This window comes from Sphingopyxis sp. Soil_C_28 (assembly GCF_057657055.1).
The window spans coordinates 624727-643271 of sequence record NZ_JBDGJE010000003.1 but is presented as its reverse complement, the minus strand read 5'-3'; the positions used below and the strand labels follow the sequence as shown (position 1 = coordinate 643271).

General features: G+C 65.1%; 3 protein-coding genes. 2 read left to right on the top strand and 1 reads right to left on the bottom strand.

The window, feature by feature from the left end; translation table 11 throughout:
* Positions 1 to 197: 197 nt before the first annotated feature.
* Together AC3A43_RS16550 and AC3A43_RS16545 are read left to right on the top strand one after the other, a co-directional pair.
* Entirely contained in the window at positions 198 to 1256 is a 1059-nt protein-coding gene (locus AC3A43_RS16550; protein ID WP_487793639.1) for a TonB-dependent receptor, read from the top strand.
* A gap of 10 nt (positions 1257 to 1266) precedes the next feature.
* Complete coding sequence (locus AC3A43_RS16545) at positions 1267 to 2397, top strand: serine hydrolase domain-containing protein (protein WP_487793638.1); 1131 nt, start codon at positions 1267 to 1269, stop codon at positions 2395 to 2397.
* Between the two features lie 170 nt (positions 2398 to 2567).
* On the opposite strand, the gene AC3A43_RS16540 is transcribed toward AC3A43_RS16545, so the two are convergent.
* Complete coding sequence (locus AC3A43_RS16540; RefSeq protein ID WP_487793637.1) at positions 2568 to 18101, bottom strand: autotransporter-associated beta strand repeat-containing protein; 15534 nt, start codon at positions 18099 to 18101, stop codon at positions 2568 to 2570.
* Between the last annotated feature and the right edge of the window lie 444 nt (positions 18102 to 18545).

The window sequence follows — 18545 nt, the reverse complement described above, 5'->3', positions numbered from 1 at the left end:
GCGCCGTCGATATCACCTCGATCACGGGCTACATCGACTTCTCGCGCCTTTATCATATCGACGTCGACGCGACGCCCCTCCGGCAGTTCGATTATGACGAGAATGAGGATGTCCGGCAGTTCACACAGGAACTGCGCATCGGCTATCGCAACGACCTCGTCGATCTTGTGGGCGGCGCCTTCTACTCATGAGACCGCGTGCTCGGCGACAACACCAACTATGGCGACGACTGGCCGCTGGTATTTCTTGGCGCCGCGAGTGGTTCGGGAAAGACCAACTATGACCAGGTGACCCGTTCGGCGGCGCTCTATGCCGATGCAACCTGGCATATCGCCGACAGGGTGGACCTGATCACCGGGCTCCGCTTCACGCGCGAGAAGCGGCACTATGCGGGAGGTACGAGCTTCATCACGGCCTCCCCACTTGTCGGCGTGAACGACACCTTCATCGACGACACGATCCGCGACAGCAATGTGACCGGACGCATCGGCCTCAACGTCCGCCCCCGCGATGGACTGCTCCTGTTCGCCTCGGTTTCCCGCGGGCGCAAAAGCGGTGGCTTTTTCAGCGGCTTTACAAACAACGACAGCCAGCTCCTGCCCTATCGCCCCGAAACCCTTACCGCTTATGAGATCGGGGTCAAAAGCGAGTTCGGGCGCGCCGTGACGCTGAACGTCTCGGGCTTCTATTACGATTACAAAGATCCCCAGACCTTTGTGCGCTTCATCGATCCCGCGACCGGCCTTTCCGTCCAGAAGGTCGGCAATGTCGACAGCGCGCGCGATTTCGGTGCCGACATCGACCTCATCCTGAGGCCGACCCGCGGCCTGACCGTGTCGGGCGGCTTCGGCCTGCTCGATACCAGGCTGTCGTCGTTCGCGACCGCAGCGGGCGTGATCCCGGCGGGCAATCGGCTGCCCAACGCGCCCGCCACCTCCTTCTCGGGCAAGGCCCGTTACGAGTTCGACCTCGGTCCGGGCCTTACCGCGGCGATCCAGGGCGACACGCGCTATGCGTCCTCGGCATTCAAAGAAGCGTCGAACGACCCGCTCATTTCCTCGAAGCCCTACTGGCTCTTCAACGCCCGCCTGTCGCTGGCTGGCGAGAAGGACGGCTGGGAAGTTGCCCTCTGGGGCCGCAATCTCACCAAGGAGCGCTATGTCGTCTCGGGCGTCAACCTCGCCTCGCTGGGCATCGTCAACCGTAACTACAACGCGCCGCGGACCTACGGCGTCGAACTCAGCTTCCGCTACTGAGGAACAGAAAATGACCATGCACGTAACGATTTCCGGCCATTGTGACCCTCGCTTCGAGGCGGTGAAAGACGCGTTCGAAGAGAATTTCGCCGAGCGCGGAGACGTGGGCGCGTCGCTTTGCCTCATCGTGGACGGCAATCCCGTCGTCGACCTGCATGGCGGATGGCGCGACAATGCGCGGACGCAGGAATGGACGGCCGACACGCTCGTCAATCTTTGGTCAACGACCAAGGGCGTCGGCGCGATCTGCTTCGCCTTGCTCGCTGATCGGGGTCTTCTATCCTACGACGATCCCGTCGCGCGCCATTGGCCCGAGTTCGGCGCCGAAGGCAAGGAGAGCGTGACGATCGGCATGCTGCTCTCGCACCAGGCGGGACTCAGCGGCTTTGCATCGCCCGCTACCGTCGCCGACTTGTTCGCCGGCGAAGAAGCCTCCGCCAGGCTCGCCGCGCAGGCCCCGTTCTGGCAGCCGGGCAGCGGGTCGGGCTATCATGCTATAAGCATCGGCATCCTTGCGACCGAATTGTTCCGCCGGATCGACGACCGATCGCTCAAGGCCTTCGTGCAGGATGAACTCGCGGGCGAGCTGGATCTCGATATTTCGATAGGTCTTGCGAGCGAACACGAGACGCGCCGCGCAGAAATCATCGCCCCGCCGGAGATGAGTTCGGCCGACATCGGACAACTCACGCCGGCACAAATCGCCGCGCTCGCCAATCCGCCCCTCGACCCGCTGCTCCCAAACGAACCGGCTTGGCGTGCCGCCGATCTCGTCTCGGCAAACGGTCATGCGAATGCGGCCGCGCTCGCGCGGCTTTACGCCCGTTTCACCGACCGACTGGTGAGTACCGCGACGCTCGCGGCCGCAACCCAGCCGCGCATCGAAGGCGTCGACCTCGTTCTCGGGATGCCGGCCCAATGGGCCGCCGGCTTCCTCGTCAATTCGGATGGAATCTATGGTCCGAACAAGGCGGCCTTCGGTCATTCGGGATGGGGCGGATCCTTTGCCTTCGCCGATCCCCATGCAAAGCTCGCGATGAGCTACACAATGAACAGGATGGGAATGATGCTTCGCGACGATCCGCGGGACGTGGCACTGATAAATGCCGCTTACGCATGCATCGAAGAGATCCGCGACTGACCAACGCGTGGTTATCAACCCCTGCCCACGCATATGACTGGCTCGAGATAGCCGATGCAGAATACTAGCTTTGGCCGATTGCGGTCTGTCGGCTTTTATCAAATCAAGTGAGAGAGCGGACGTTCCCGGGATGAAACGCTCTCTCTCTCTCTATTAGCCAGAACTGGGGTCTAGAACCGCACTCGGACCCCTGCCGTTCCTTTGAGATTATAACCGGCGCCGAAGTCGGCGATGGCGGTATCGCCCGACATTTCGGTGTATAGGGTGAAACGATCGTCGCCCCAGCTGTAGCTGCCGCCCAGACCCAGTTCGCCCCACAGGCGATGATCGCGATTTGCGATCGGCGTTCCCGACACATCGGCAACCGCACCGTCGAGCCATTCGTAGCTGAGGTTCATCACCGTATAGAGGCGCGTGCGGCGGATGTCGCCCGCACGGCCCTTCCAGCTTGTCTGATGATCGATCGCCAGACCCCAGCGGGTCTTCAGTCTTTCGCCCTTCCCAACCGAAACCGCGGTCGCCGACGGATCGGCGAAGCGATCGAAATCAACCTTGGCGTAGCTCATCTGGACCTGCGGCGTGATGCTGAGGTTACGGCCGATCGACGTTTGTTTGCCAACTTCGAAGCTGAAGGCCTGGCCGTCGCCCTTGTTGCCGCGGGCCAGCGGTCCAAGGATGTTCGATTCAAGGTCGCTGTCGAACCAGCTGAGCTTGACCTGTCCGTCGACGTAAAAGCCCTTCGGCCCGTACCAGGTCATCGTCGCGCCCACGCCATAGCCCTGCGTGTCGATTGTGCCGTTGCCGAAGATCGACGCGACATTGCTGTCCGCCTTGCCATAATGCGCGGTCAGCCCGCCGACGAGCGCGGCGCCGTCGCTACGCTCCGCCACAACCGCGTCGAGCCCGATCTGCGCCTGCCAATGGTCGACCTTGCGGTCGGCACCGGTCGTCGAGACGAGTGCGTCGGGACGCTGGCGTTCGGATTCGAAACGGCCCCACAGGCCCGCACCGGCGATCGGCGAAGCGGCCCACGAACGGTTGCCGACACGCTGTTGCAGGGTCGGCAGACGGTTCAGCGACTGCAAGGCGCCGACATAGGCCTCATAGACCGGAACACCCGGCTGATAGAGCGGGACTTCCGGATTCTCGCCGTCGAGAAGCGCAGAGCGGAGATACCAGTCGCCGTCCTGCGGCGTCGATATGCCATTCTTGTAGAGGCGATAGCCATAAGCCCCCACGACCACCGCCTGCTCGCCGTCGAACAGATAGTCGCCCTCAAGCGCGAAATTGCCGTTCGATGCGCCCGCGACGTCGACGATCTTGATTCCCTCGACCGTCTGCGCGCCGAGGCCGCCGCGGTTGATCACCGCGACCCGCGTATTGCCCGATGTGGCGCCGTTCACGATCAGGCGATCGGCTGCCGAGGCATCGCCGCCAAGTGCGGCCTCGATCTCGAGCACGCCGCTATTGCCGACATAATCGCCCGCGACGGTCAGCGAACCGATGCCGCTGCCCGGCGCGACGACGCCGGCATTGGCAAGGCTGCCGACGCGGCCCACGCCTTCGACGCGGCCCGCCGCGCCGACGCTGGCTGCGCCGCCCAGGCTTCCCTGCACGGCCAGCGTGCCGCCGGCGACCGTCGTGCTGCCGCCGAAGCCGCCGTTTTCGGCCGTGACGAGCAGCGTGCCCGCGCCATTTTTGGTCAGCCCGCCCGTTCCAGAGAAGAGGCCGTTGTAGGTAAAGACCGTGTCGGCCGCGGTCGCTATCGTACCGCCGCCGGCTACGACAAAGCCGCGCGCGCTGGTGATGTTCGCGCTCGCCTCCAGCGTCCCGCCATCGAACGTCACGTCGCCGCTCGCCGCGCCGAGGTTGGCATCGCTCGAAATGCGGAGCGTGCCGCCGACGATCTGCGTGCCGCCGGTGTAGCTGTTCGTGCCGCCGAGGACGAGCGTCCCCGCGTCGGTCTTGACCAGCTGCGCCGTTCCGGTGAGCGCCGAAGCGATCGTCGCGGTGAAGCTCGCGCCCGCCGTGCTGCCGTCGCCGACGCGGATCACCGCCTGCGCCCCGTCGAGCGTGACGGCGTCGCCGGTGATGACATAGCCGTTCGCCGCGAACTGCATGCCGGTGACCGACACCGCGCCCGGCGCATTATCGACCGTGACCGTACCCGCAGTGCCGCCGAAGATCGCAAAGGCTCCATCGGCATAGGGCGCGCTGAGATTGCCCGTCGCGTCGGTCCAGTTGTTGTTGCCCGCGCTGCTCTGCCAGACGCCGTCGCCGCCGTTGATCACGCCGTCGACCTTGGGCCCCGCCGCGCCGTCCCAGAAGTTCAGCGTCAGGCCACCCGAATTGACCAGATTGACCTGCCCCGCGACCGAGGTCTGGATGGCGGTGTTCGCGCCCGTCGGCATGGTGCCGAAGGTGACGCCATTGTACGTCAGCGCACCGCCATAGTTGAACATGCGATAGATGCCGGCGTCGAACGCGCCGCCCGTCGGCACGCTGACATTCAGCACACCGTCGAGGATCAGATCGCCGCCGACGTTGACAAGGTCGTTGAGCGCGCCGCCCGCGACGCCCGCCTGCCCGAATTCGAAATCGAGCTGCGTCCCGGCAGCCAGCGACAGATTGCCGCCGACGGTCAGCGTACCCGTGCCGCCCGCGCCCGGCGCCAGCGTGGCCCCGCTGGCGAAATCGACATTGCCGCCGATCGTGCCGGTGCCGCCCAGCGTCGCGCCGGAAAGGACACTGGTGGAGCCGCTCGCCGCAGCATAATTGCCGTTGACGAACATCGTGCCGCCCGCAACCGTTGCGCCGCCAAAGGTGCCGCCGCCGCCCAGAACCAGCGTGCCGGCGCCATTCTTGGTGAAGCTGCCCGCACCCGACAGCGCGCCGGTAAGCGTCAGCGTCGTACCGCCATCGGTACGGAAACCGCCAGCGCCGATCAGCTCGACATCGCGCGCCGAGGTGAAGGTCGCCGTCGTTTGCAGCGTGCCGCCGTCGAAGCGGACCGCGCCGCCCGCGTCGCCCAGATTGCCGTCGGCTTCGATCTGCAATGTACCGCCGTTGATCGACGTTCCGCCAGTGTAGCTGTTGCTGCCTGTCAGGACGAGCGTGCCCGCGTCGGCCTTGACCAGCGCAGCCGCACCCGTGAGTTCGGCGTCGATCGTCGCGACATAGGCCGCACCCGCAGCGGTGCCGTCGCCAACGCGGATCACGGCCTGTGCGCCGTCCAGCGTCAGCATGTCGCCGGTGATCCGGTAGCCGCCGACCGCGAACTGCATCCCCGACGAGGACACCGCGCCAAGGCTGTTGTCGATCGTCACGGTTCCCGCGGTGCCCGAGAAGATGGCAAAGGCGCCATCGTCATAGCCCGCGTTTACCGCGCCGCTGATGTCGGCCCAATTGTCATTGCCGGTGCTGTTCTGCCAGACGCCGTCGCCGCCGTTCACCGCATTGTCGAACTTCGGCCCGGCGGCGCCGTCCCAGAAGTTGAGCGTTGCAGCCCCGGTGTTGATCAGATTCACTTCGCCCGCAATCGACGTCTGCACCTGCGCATTGGCGCCCGTCGGCAGCGTGCCGAGGGCCAGACCGTTGTCGGTGAGCGTACCGGCATAGTTGGCGACGCGATAAAGGCCGATATCGAAGCTGCCCCCCACCGGCACCGATATGTCGAGGGTGCCGTCGAGGAGAAGGTCGCCACCGATGTTAATGACATCGTTGAGCGGGCCCCCGACATCGTTCGCGCGGCCGAATTCGAAGCCAAGCGTCGCACCCGCCGCAAGCGAGAGATTGCCGTTGATCGTGAGCGTGCCGGGAGCATTCACGCCGGGGGCAAGCGTCGCGCCGGTGTCGACGAACACATTGCCGCCGATGATGCCCGACCCGCCTAACGTCGCGCCTGCACCAACATTGGTCACGCCCGTCGCGGCCGACTGGTCCCCATTTACGAGCAGAGTGCCCGAACTAACGCTGGTCGTCCCGGCATAGCTGTTGCTGCCGGTAAGGGTCGCGATACCCGGGCCGTTCTGATCGACCGCACCGCTGCCCGAAATCACGCCCGCGAAGGTCTGTGTGTCCGCGCGGCTGAAGACGAGCAGGCCATTGTTGACGACGTCACCGATGATCGAGCCCGAGGTGCCGCCATCGCCAAGTTGCAGCGTGCCCGCCGAAATCGTCGTGCCGCCGGTGGAGAGATGATCGCCGGTCAGGATCGTCCTTCCCGAACCCGTCTGCTCAAGCGAACCGCCGCCCGTGATCAGGCCGGCAAACACCATGTCGTCAGAACGGTTGAACGCAAGCACGCCATCGTTGACGACATCGCCCGCGATCGCGCCGCTTGTTCCGCCGGCACCGATCTCCAGCCGCCCGGCGAGGATCGTCGTGCCGCCGGCATAATCATTGTCCGCCGTCAGGACGAGCGTCCCCGCACCGTCCTTCGTCAGGTCGCCCGCGCCCGAAATCACACCCGAAAGGGTGAGGCCTGCGTCGGTCAGGAACGTCGCGCTGCCGGCAAGGTCGACCGCACGGCCCGACACGATATCGGCGGTCGTGTGCAGCGTGCCGCCGCCGAACGCCAGTCCGCCCGCCGCATCCCCAAGATGGGCGTCGGACGAAATGCGGAGCGTGCCGCCATTGATCGCCGTGCCGCCCGTGTAGCTGTTGGCGCCCGACAGGACGAGCGTCCCTCCGTCGGTCTTGACCAGCATCGCCGTTCCGGTCAGGTCGCTGCCGATCGCCGCGGTATAGCCCGCGCCTGCGGCACTGCTGTCGCCGACCTGCACGATCGCCTGCGCGCCGGTCAGCGTCAGCGTGTCGCCCGTCAGGACATAGCCGTCGCTGGCGAATTGCATGCCAGAGGCAAGGACATTGCCGTCGCTGTTATCAATCGTGACCGTGCCGGACGCACCCGCGAAGATCGCGAAGCTGTCCTGCGCATAATCGGCGTTGATCGATCCATTGGCATCGGTCCAGTTGTTCTGGCCGCCCGCGGCGCGCCACACGCCGTCGCCGCCATTCAGCGCATCATCATTTTTGGGTCCGGCCGCGCCGTCCCAGAAATTGAGCGTGAGGCCCTGCGAATTGACGAGGTTCACCTGGCCCGCGATCCCCGTCTGGACCAGAACTCCGCCGGGGCCGCCGGGGATCGTTCCCAGCGTCAGCCCATTGTCGATCAGCGCGCCGTCATAGTCGAACACGCGGTAGATGCCGGGGCCAAAGCTGCCCCCCGCCGGGACCGTCACATTGATCGTGCCGTCGAGCGTCAGGTCGCCGCCGACATGGACCAGATCGTTGAGCGCGCCGCCCGCCACATTGGCCTGTCCAAACTCATAGTTAAGGATCGAACCGCCGGCGAGCGACAGATCGCCGTTGATCGTCAGCGTACCGGCACTTTGGCCCGGTGCCAGGATCGCGCCGTCCAGCATGGCGACGTTGCCGCCAATCGTCCCGGTGCCGCCCAGCGTCGCGCCGGAGAAGACCGTCGTCAGCCCGGTCGCCGCCGACTGGTCGCCGTTGACGATCAAGGTGCCCGCGTTGACGAGCGTCGCCCCCGCATAGCTGTTGGGGCCGGTCAGCGTCAGCGTGCCGAGGCCGTCCTTGGTCAGCCCGCCAGCGCCGGTGAAGCGCGGCGCGATGCCGATGTTGTGGTCATTAGTGTCGATAAAGCCGCCGTTTGCGCCGAGTGCGATGTCGCGCGTGCCGAAACCCGCGAAGAAGCTGTTATTGTCGGCGGTCGCGCGCAGCACACCGCCGTCGAGCGAGAAGTCGACAGTCCCGAGGCCGCCGCTGATCCGTCGGGTCTCCAGAACGCCGCGATTTCCCGTGGTGCCTCGCACCGCTACTGTTGCACTCGCCCCGCCTGTATTAGCGAGCACGAAGCCCCCACCGGCACGGACAAGCCCGCCGTTTTCGATCAACAGCGAGCCCGTTCCTTCATTGCCGATGGTCATCGAGAAATCGGTGACCAGCCAGTTCGACCCGGCACCCGTCACCACGACGCTGCCGGTGGCATTGGCACCGATATAGCCCTGATTGCTCGTGACGTTCGCGCCATTTTCGATGCGCAGCGAGCCGGTGCCGAAACTGCCGACGGTAAATTGCTGAGTGTTCACCCATGAGGTGCCCGCACCCGAAATGATCGCGTCGCCTTGGGAGGAGGTGCCGACGATCCCGTCATTGCTGGTGACCGTGGCGCCATTTCCGATGCGCAGCGTTCCGGCCCCGAACAGCCCGACGTTGATCCGTCCGCTGTTTTCCCACGACGAGCCTGCGCCGCTGACGAGGACCTCGCCAATGCCATCGCTGTTCCCGCCGATATCGCCTCCGACGCCGACGACCTTGCCGCCATCGGTGATGTTCAATGTCCCATTGCCGGAATATCCGACCTGCACATCGCCATTGTTCGTCCAGGTCGACGCGACGCCGTTTGTGCCGATACCCGAGACGTTGACAATGCCCTGTGCACCGGCGTTCGACCCGATCCAGCCCGTCTGGTTGCTGACCTGACCGCCCGCAGCGATGTTCAGCGTGCCGTTGCCGAGCTCGCCGATGACGATGTCGCTCGCCCCGGTCCACGTCGAGGCATTGCCGCTCGCGTCCTGTCCCGAAACGGTGACCGTCCCGCTGCCGCCCACATCGTCGCCGATATAGACGATGTCCGCGACGGTCACGAGACCGCCGTCGAGAATGTTCAGCGTACCGGTGCCCAAGCGACCGACGCGGAGGATGCCCGTATTGGTCCATGTCGAGGCATTGCCGCTGCCGTCCGTGCCGATCACGGTCAGCGTGCCCTGCTCGCCGCTTTCGCGGCCGATCATGCCCTCCGTATTGGTCAGCGTGCCGCCGTTCGCAAGCCGCAGTTCGCCGTCGCGGACGTTGGTTTCGCCCGCGAAACTGTTCGTCCCGGTCAGTACCAGCGTGCCGAGGTCGGACTTGATGACACCACCGACGCCGGTCAGGTTCGACGTGATCGTCGCGATATAGGCTGCACCGCCAATCGAGCCATCGCCGACGCGAATGATCGCCGCCGGATCGACGAATGCGAGATCGTCGCCCGAGATGGCATAGCCGTCGCTGGCGAACTGCATCCCCGACGCCGTGACGGCGCCAAGCGTGTCGTCGATGGTCACCGTGCCGCCGACGCCCGAGAAGACCGCAAAGGCATCGTCGGTGAAGGGGGCGTTGGCCGAACCGTCATATTCGGTCCAGTTGTCGTTGCCGCCGCTCGCCTGCCACAGGCCGTCGCCGCCGGTGATCGTCCCGTCATTTTTCCCACCGCTGACGCCGTCCCAGAACCGCATGGTGAGGCCGGTCGTGTTGACCAGATTGACCTGGTTCGCGACCGAGGTCTGGACGAAATAACCCGAATCGGCCGTCAGCCCGTTGTCGGTCAGCGTCCCGCCATAGTTGATGATGCGATAGAGGCCCGGATCGAAGCTGCCGCCCGGGGGCACCGCGACATTGAGCGTGCCGTCGAGCGTCAGGTCGCCGCCGACCTCGATCAGATCGTTGAGCGCGCCACCGACGACATTCGCCTGACCGAAATCGACATTGAGCGTCGCGGCCGGCGCGAGGAAGAGGTGACCGGCGATGGTCAGTCGGCCCGGAACCCCACCGACATCGCCGGGATTGAGGTTGCCGTCAAAGATATCGACATTGCCGCCGATCGTTCCGGTGCCGCCCAGCGTGCCACCTGTCGCCACGCTCACGAGGCTCACTCCGGCGCCAAGAACGCCATCGACGAGCAGCGTGCCGCCCGCCACCGAGGTCGTGCTGATGAGAGACGAGCTGTCTCCGGTCAGGCGCGTGGTTCCCGCCATTTGGTTGACCGTTCCAAGGCCCGCCATGCTGTTGGCGAAGATATAATCAGTATCGGTGTGATTGAAATTCAGCTCGCTCGCGCCGAGGCCAAAAACGATGTTGCCGTCGATGAATCCGGCGGTGGCAGCGGCGGCGCCTTCAACGCCGCCGATATTGACAGTGCCGGTCGCACCGGCCTGCGCGGCAATCTGGAGCCCGGATCCGGCAATGGCCCGGCCGCCATCGGCGACCGTCAGGACGGCGGTTCCGGTGCCGTTTCCGATAATCAGGTCGCCCGTCGTAGCGAAGCTGGAGCCCGCGCCCGATACTGTCAGGTTTGCGGCCTGCGGCGCCGCGCCGAAGGTTGCCGCCGCGAAGCTCGCTGCACCGCCCTGATCGACGATGAAATCGCCCGCGGTCATCAATAGCGCATCGGTGCTCGTCCAGTTGGAACCCGCGCCGGTGACCGCGACGGCGATGGCGTTGCTGTTGCTGGTCGCGGTGCCGATCTGGCTCGCGCCCGCGGTGCGCAGCGTCCCGCCCGCGCCGACCGTCAGGCTGAAGGGAGCGTTGAAGGTCGCGCTTCCGCGAATGCCGCCCGACACATCGGCCAGCGAGTTCGTGCCGGTGATGTTGATCCGGGTCGCGACGTTGAGAGTGCCCCGCATATCCAGGTCGCCCGCCCTGATCCGGAGCGTACCACCGTCCGTCACGTTCACGGTGGCCGAACCGGTGCCGGTAATATTCCCGCCAATGGCGGTCGTGCTGAAAACCGAATTCGCGCCATCGACGCTCAGCGTCGAGCGCCCCATCGCCGTGCCGCCCCCGGAAATGACATTGGCCCCGCCGACGATACGAAGCTCGCCCCCCACACCGTTGATGATCGTCCCGGCGCCATAATTGCTGTTGCCGGTCAGCGTGGTCACGCCAGTGCTGGCTACCTGAACGCTGCCAGTGCCGGTGATCGAACCGGCATAGGCGTAGGCATTCGAGCGGTTGAAGACGAGGCGGGCATTGTTGACCACGTCGCCAGTGATCGAGCCGGTCGCGCCGCCAAAGCCGCCGATCTGCAGCGTCCCGGCCTCGATCGTCGTGCCGCCGGTATAGCTGTTCTCGCCAGCGAGCGCGAGCGAACCGGCGCCGAGTTTCGTAAATCCGCCGCTTCCTGTCATGGCATCGAGGACGCCGTTCGACGTCGCGGCATTGGCAATGTCGATCGCGCCGCCGTTCGCGCCCAGAATATAGGCGTGCGCGTTGACCGAGTTGGTGCCCGTCATCCGTAAGGTGCCGCCGTCGAGCGTGATCGCGCCCGCAGCATCGCCGAGGAAGCTGTCATTCTCGACCGAAAGCACCCCGCCCTCGATCCGCGTGCCGCCGGTGTAGCTGTTGGCGCCCGTCAGCACGAGCGTGCCGGCATCGGTCTTGACCAGTTGCGACGCGCCAGTGAGGTCGGCGCTGATCGTCGCGGTGAAGCCCGCGCCAGCTGCGGTGCCGTCGCCAATGCGGATGATCGATTCGGGGCCGACCAGCGTCAGCGGCGCGCCGTCGATCAGATAGCCGTCGGTCGCGAACTGCATTCCCGTCACGGTGACCGCGCCGCCGCTGTTGTCGACCGTAACCGTGCCCGGCGCGCCCGCGAAGATGGCGAAGGTCGCGTCGGCATAGGCCGCGTTGACCGCGCCGTCGGCGCCAGTCCAGTTGTTGTCGACGCCGCCGAGATGCCAGCTGCCGTCGCCGCCGTTGACCAGATCGTCGAACTTGGGTCCGGCGCCGCCATCCCAGAAGCTGAGCGCAAGGCCCTCGCTGTTGATCAGGTTGACCTGACCCTCCACCGACGTCTGGACGGTGACGTTGCTCCCGGCCGGCATCGATCCCAGCGCCAGCCCGTTGTCGGTGAGCGTCCCGTCATAGTTGAACACGCGGTAGATGCCGCCGCCGAAATAGCCTCCGCTCGACGTGGTGACGTTGATCGTGCCATCGAGCGTCAGATTGCCGTCGACGTTGACCAGATCGTTGAGCGCGCCGCCCGCAACGCCCGCTTCGCCGAACTCGAAATTCAGAATCGAACCGCCGGACAGCGCCAGGTCGCCGTTGATGTTGAGCGTGCCGGGGCTGTTGCCCGGCGCAAGGATGCCGCCGTTCAGCACATTGACGCTGCCGCCGATCGTCCCGCTGCCTGCCAGTGTCGCGCCGGATGCAACCGTCACGAGACCCGTCGCCGCCGACTGGTCGCCGTTGATCCGCAGCGTACCCGCGTTCACATTGGTCGCGCCCGCATAGCTGTTGTTTCCGCTCAAAGCCAAAATGCCCGCGCCCGATTTGGTGAGCCCGCCCACCCCCGAAATCAGGCCGCTCAGCGAAAGGGTCGTCCCGGCGTCGGTCAGGATCGTGCCCGCCCCGGTCATGCTGCTGCTCCGCGCGCTCGAAAAAGACGCCGTGGTGCGCAGCGTACCGTTCGAGAAGACGAGACCGCCTGCCGCCGCGCCCAGATTGGCGTCGGCCGAAACCTGAAGGGTGCCGGCAAGAATCGACGTGCCGCCGGTATAGCTGTTGACGCCCGAGAGGATCGTCGTGCCGCTGCCGATCTGCTGCACGGCGCCGCTGCCCGAGACAAGGCCGGCAAGGGTGAAGAGATTCGAACGGTTGAAGACCAGCACGCCGTTGTCGACCACATCGCCGACGATGCTGCCCGTCGTGCCGCCATTGCCGAGCTGCAGCGTGCCTGCATCGATCGTCGTGCCGCCGGTATAAAGATTGGTGCCGGTCAGCACGGTCGTGCCGGTTCCGGCCTGCCGCAGCGAACCGGTGCCGACGATCTGCCCGCCATAGGACAGGAGGTCGCTGCGATTGAAACCGAGGGTGCCGAAATTATTGACGGTCGCGCTCGCGATTGACCCCGTGGTGCCCCCGCCGCCGATGAACAGCGTGCCGCCGTTGACGTTGGTCGATCCGGTATAGCTGTGATTGCCCGTCAGCACCCATGTGCCGCTGTCGTTCTTGGCGAGCGTGGTCACGCCGGTCCCGGCATTGCCGATCGACCCCGCCAGCGTGTTGTTGCCGCCGTTGGTCCCGCCGAGCGCAATGGTGCGGGCCTGATTGTTGCTCGCGAGCGTGACAGGGCCGGTATCGGTGAAGACGATCGCGCCCGTGCCCGACGATTCGATGAAGGTCACGCCCGCCGACAGGGTGAACAGGCGGTTCGTCGTATCTCCGGCGCCCGTATAACGCAGCGTCGAGCCATTACCGATGACGAGGTTGGCCGCAGCCGCCGACGAGGCACCGATGCTGCTCGCAAGACCGCCGTCGGCCAGCTTGTCGACCCCCAGCACGCCGCCGCTGATCGTCGTGATGCCGGTGTAGGTGCTGCCCGCATTGGTCAGAATCCACGTGCCCGCGTCGGTCTTGGTCAACCTCGTGACGCCGGTTCCGTTGTTCGTGATCTGCGCGGCGAGGATATTGTTGCCGGTGTTGGTGCCGCCCAGCGACAGCGTCTGCGCTGTATTCGCGCCCGCGAAGGTCAGCGGGCCGGCGTGGGTGAAGGCGATCGCGCCCGAACCCGACGCGTCGAGCTTGCTCGTCGCCGAGGCGCCGAGCGTGAACTGACGATCCGTGCTTCCGCCCGTGCCGACATATTGCAGCGTGCCGCCGCTCAGGACGAGATTGCTCGCCGCCGAGGAGGAGGAGCCGATCGAACTGTTCTCACCGCCATTGCCGAGACAGGCGACCGCGAGCGTACCGCCGTTGATGACGGTCGTCCCACCGTAGCTGCTCGAACAGCCAGACAGCTGTTGGAAGCTGCCGCCGTTCTTGATCAGACCGCCGCTTCCCGAAATTGCACCGCCGTAATTGGCGGCAAGGCTGCCGCCGTTGGTGATCGTCAGCGTCGCCGTATCGAGGTTGATATTGCCGCCGGTCGTGCCGCCCCCTATCAGATAGAGAGCGTTGTTATTGTAGCCATCGAGATCGAGCAGGACCCCGGCGGTGTTGTCGAGCGATACCCCGCCGCTGCCCAAAGCCGTTGTCGATCCGGCGCGCACCGTGCCGTTTATCACGCGCAACAAGTTGGTTGTGTTGTTCACCCCCGACAGCAGCAGCGTTCCCGCGCCATCTTTGTTGAGCTGTCCGGCGCCGGTGAGGATTCCCGAAAATTCGAGCGTCGTGCCTGCGTTGAAGACGTTGAGGTTGCCGTTGCCCGTCATCGCGAAGCCGCGATCGGTTGAAACGCTGGCGCCGGTATAGACGAGCGTGCCGCCGGCGAAGGAAAGGTTCGACGCCGCCGACGACGACGCGCCAATTCCGCTCGCTTGCCCGCCATTGGCGATGCAGTCGACCGAAAGTGTCCCGCCCATCGTCGTGACGCCGGTGTAGTCGTTGTTGCAACCGCTCAACGTCTGCGTGAAACCGCCGGTACGCGTGTAGCCGCCAGTGCCGGTAATGCGGCCCGTGAAGATGCCGCCCGCGCCGCCCGTCGTCAGGGTACGCCCGCCGAGGTCGATCAGGCCGTCACCAATCACGGACAAGAAGCTGGCATTGAAACCGCCGAGCTCCAGCTTTGCGCCGCTATTGACGGTCATGCGGCCGGTCGGGCCGAATGCCTGCGCCGAACCCGCACGCAAAATGCCGCCATTGACGCTCGTATCGCCTGTGTAGGTGTTGGCACCGCTAAGGATGAGCGTGCCCGCGCCATCCTTGAAGAGCGATCCCGCACCCGCTGCAACGCCGCTGATCGTCAGCGTTGTGCCCGCATTGGCCACGTCGATACCACCCTGACCACCCGCCAGGGTAAAGCCGCGATCGATCGCGACCGTGCCACCGGTATATTGCAGCCGGGCGCTGTTGCTGATCACAAGATTGGCGGAATCGCTGCTCGCCGCGCCAATGCCGCTTGCCACGCCGCCGTCCGACAGCGTGCCCACCGAGAGCGTACTGGATCCGGCGCCCGGATTTTGGGTGATCGTCGTGACGCCGACATAATCGTTCGCGGCGTTCGACAGGACAAGCGTGCCCCAGCCGGTCTTGGTCAGGCCCGCATCGTCAGGGCTTGTAACCAGGCCCGAAAACTCGACCGTGCGCCCGGAATCGACCTGGATCGCGCGCTCGGCGCCACCGTTAACGAGCGTGATCCCGCGATCGGTGACGGCATCGACGCCGCCCGTATAGGCAAGCGTGCCGCTTTCGAGGACCATGTTCGCTGCGTCGGCGCTCGACGCGCCAATGCTGCTTGCGACACCGCCGTTGGCGAGCTGCATAACTTCCAATCGGCCGCCGCTCAGCGTCGTGCCCCCGGTATAGCTGTTGGCCGCGTTCAAGCGGACCGTGCCGCCGCCGCTCTTGGCAAAGCTCGTCGAGCCGCCATTGTCCACGATCGTCGAGCCGACCGTGAGAATCCCCGTACCATTATGCTGGACCCCGAGCGTCCCGCCGCCGCTGCTGCCAGTCAGGAAGCCGCCGTTGATGGCCTGGTTGGTGGCGAGCGTACTCGGCGCGACGATGATCGTGCCGTCGATCCCGAGCGTATTGCCGGCGCCGACCGCGACAACCGAGTTTGCCGCGGCCGTGTAGCGCAGACCGCCCAGCTGGACGTTACCATTCACCGTGCCAAAGAAAGGCGTATTTGCGGCACCCGCGGTATCGCTGATGATATCGCCGTTCGCCCAGGCGCCCGCATCATCCTTGATGGTATAATCGCTGGCGTCGAAAGCAATAATGCCCCCGCCGACGACTTTGGCATAGTCCGACCCGTTAATCGTTGCCCAGCCGCCGAGAACCCCATCGGCGTTGCTCGTCGTGATCGCGCCGCTGGTCGGCAGCACGAAGTTGACCAGCCCGCCAGCGCGGGTAATCGCACCGAGATTGAGGTTGATGATGCCGCCGGCGCCATTGATCGCTCGCACAGTGCTGCTGCCGGCATTGATCGTCAGGCCGTTGAACGACTGATTGTTGGTCTCGCCCGCCGCGCCGACGACCTCCATCGTGCCGCCCGACAGGGCGAGCGCCGACGATGCCGAAATGATGTTGTCGGCAGGACCGCCGACGCCGACGAAATCGAGCTTGAGCGTACCGCCGCCAATCGTCGTCGCGCCAGTGTAGCTGTTCGCACCGGTCAAGGTCAGCGAGCCCGCGCTCGTTTTCCTGAGGCCGCCGCTTCCGGTGATGCTTCCGCCAAAGACCTGTGCGGTCTTGGCATCGACGGTGAGCGTTTGCGCGCCAAGTGCAACCGTTCCGCCGCTGCCGGTGAGCGACGGCGCGACGAGATCGAAGCCGCCAAGGTCGAGCGTACCGCCGTTGACGATGAAACCCGTTGTGACGCCGAAAGCCCCTTCGACACCTGCGCGCAGCGTACCATTGGCCACCGTCACCGTGCCGCGCTGGACATTCGCCCCGCCGAGCACCCAGGTCCCGGCGCTGTCGGCGACCAGGTTGCCGTTGCCAGACATGACGCCAGAAAAGATATTGGTGCCGGCAAAGTTGCCGCCGAGCGTCAGCGTGTCCGGGTTGGGGGTGCCCGGGTTGAAGAGAAGCGCCCCCGACAGATTGAGCGCGCCCGTGCCGTCGTTGCTGATGATGTTGGTTGCGCCATTGATCAGCCATTCGCGGTTGCTCGCGTCGCCAGCGCCTGTGTAGCTGAGCGTCCCGTTGGCAAGGCCGATCGTCGTGCCCGCGCCGAGCGAGCTGGCGTTGCCGATATCGGCCAGCTTGCCAACGCGGACGTCGCCCACGAGCGTTGCCTGGCCGGTGAAGATATTCGCGTCGCCAAGAAGGACGTGACGGCCTGCCAAGGCGCTGAAACCAAAGCTGCCGCCGCTAAGCACGCCGAGCAGGCGAACGTCGGCCGTGTCGGCATAAAAGCCACCATTGACCGAAATATCGACGTTGCCCGTGATCTCGAGCGTTCCGTTTCCCTGATTGCGGATCAGCGCGCCGTTGCCGTTGATGTCCCAGTTTCGGTTCGAAGTGTCGCCGTCGCCGAGATAGATGATGCTGTCGCTGTACTGGCTCTGCTGGTTGAAGAGGATCGTACCATCGGCCACCGTCACGGGCGCGCCGAGCGAACTTGCTTCTCCAAGATTGCCGATGGAGGTGAAGCGGGTCGAACAGACGCCATTGCAAGCGGTAAAAACGGTGCGACCGGTATAATCGCTGAGGTCGTTGCTCATCGTGATGCCGCCGGCGGCAAGTTGCACCGATCCGTTGCCCCGGATCCGCGCCGAGCCGGCGGCCGCGCCTTCGAGGATCAGGTTGCCGCCGTTGCCGATGGTAACCGTGCGCGCGGTGCCTGCACCCCCGATAGACAGGCGGGTGGTAATCCCGCCCGCCGTAAAGATATTGTTGCCCGCGGCGCCCAGTGCGCTGTCGGTAGCGGCATAGAGGCTGCCCGCATTGATGTTGATATCGCCGGCAAAGCTGTTCACGCCATTGAGGATCAACCCGCCGCCGCCGGACTTGATCAATCCGTTCGCCCCCGCAACGACCGAATTGATCGTACTGTTCCCGGTCGCCGTCGTGATCGTCGAATTGGCAGCGCCCAGGGTAATCCTGCTGCCGCTCAAAACATAACCTGCCGAACTGAAGGTGATGTTGCCAACCGTCACCGGCACGCCAACAGTTACCGTCCCCGCAGTGCTGCCGAAGATTGCATTATCGAGATCGCCATTGTTCCACGGCTCGGCAAAGGGACCGCTCACGCCGTCGCCATTGGGGCTCCAGTTGAGGTTGGCGAGATTCCACGTGCCCGTTCCGCCCGAGCCGACCGCGGTGCCGTTGGCATCCCAATACCGATCCTCGGCATGCGCGGACATCGGCACGCACGCCAGCACGGCCGCCAGCGAGGCCCCGCAGAGAAGGCGCCGCGATCGATCCTTTGCGGTCCGGTCGTTAAGGCGAGGCATTTTCTTCTCGGTCATGACGCATCCTTGAACGCAAAAAAGCCCGTCCGGACGGACGAGCAAGGCAATGAGCGGTTTGATTATTGAACAAGGTCCGGAGGCAATATCGAACGGCGCACAGCGATAGGGATGCAACGACCGGTTATGCCGCAACGGAACCCGTGATATCTGCGCATTCGACGACCCCCTGGCTTCAGCGCCGTCTCCCATCGGACGAGCAGCGCCTTCCCTGATTGCCTCGCGAGCCTTGTAAGGCTCACGCAATCTGCCCCATCGTCGTGCCCATCCTCCGCCGAAGCGGCTGGTCATGGAGAGCAGACCAGATCAATCCATCGGAGCGTCCGAAAGATGACATTCTTCGCCCGCTACAAAACACTGGTTATTAACTTATTACTAAATCACGGATAATCACGTATGTTACGGTATCGACACGGGGAGCTGATACCGCGTAACATTTCTCGC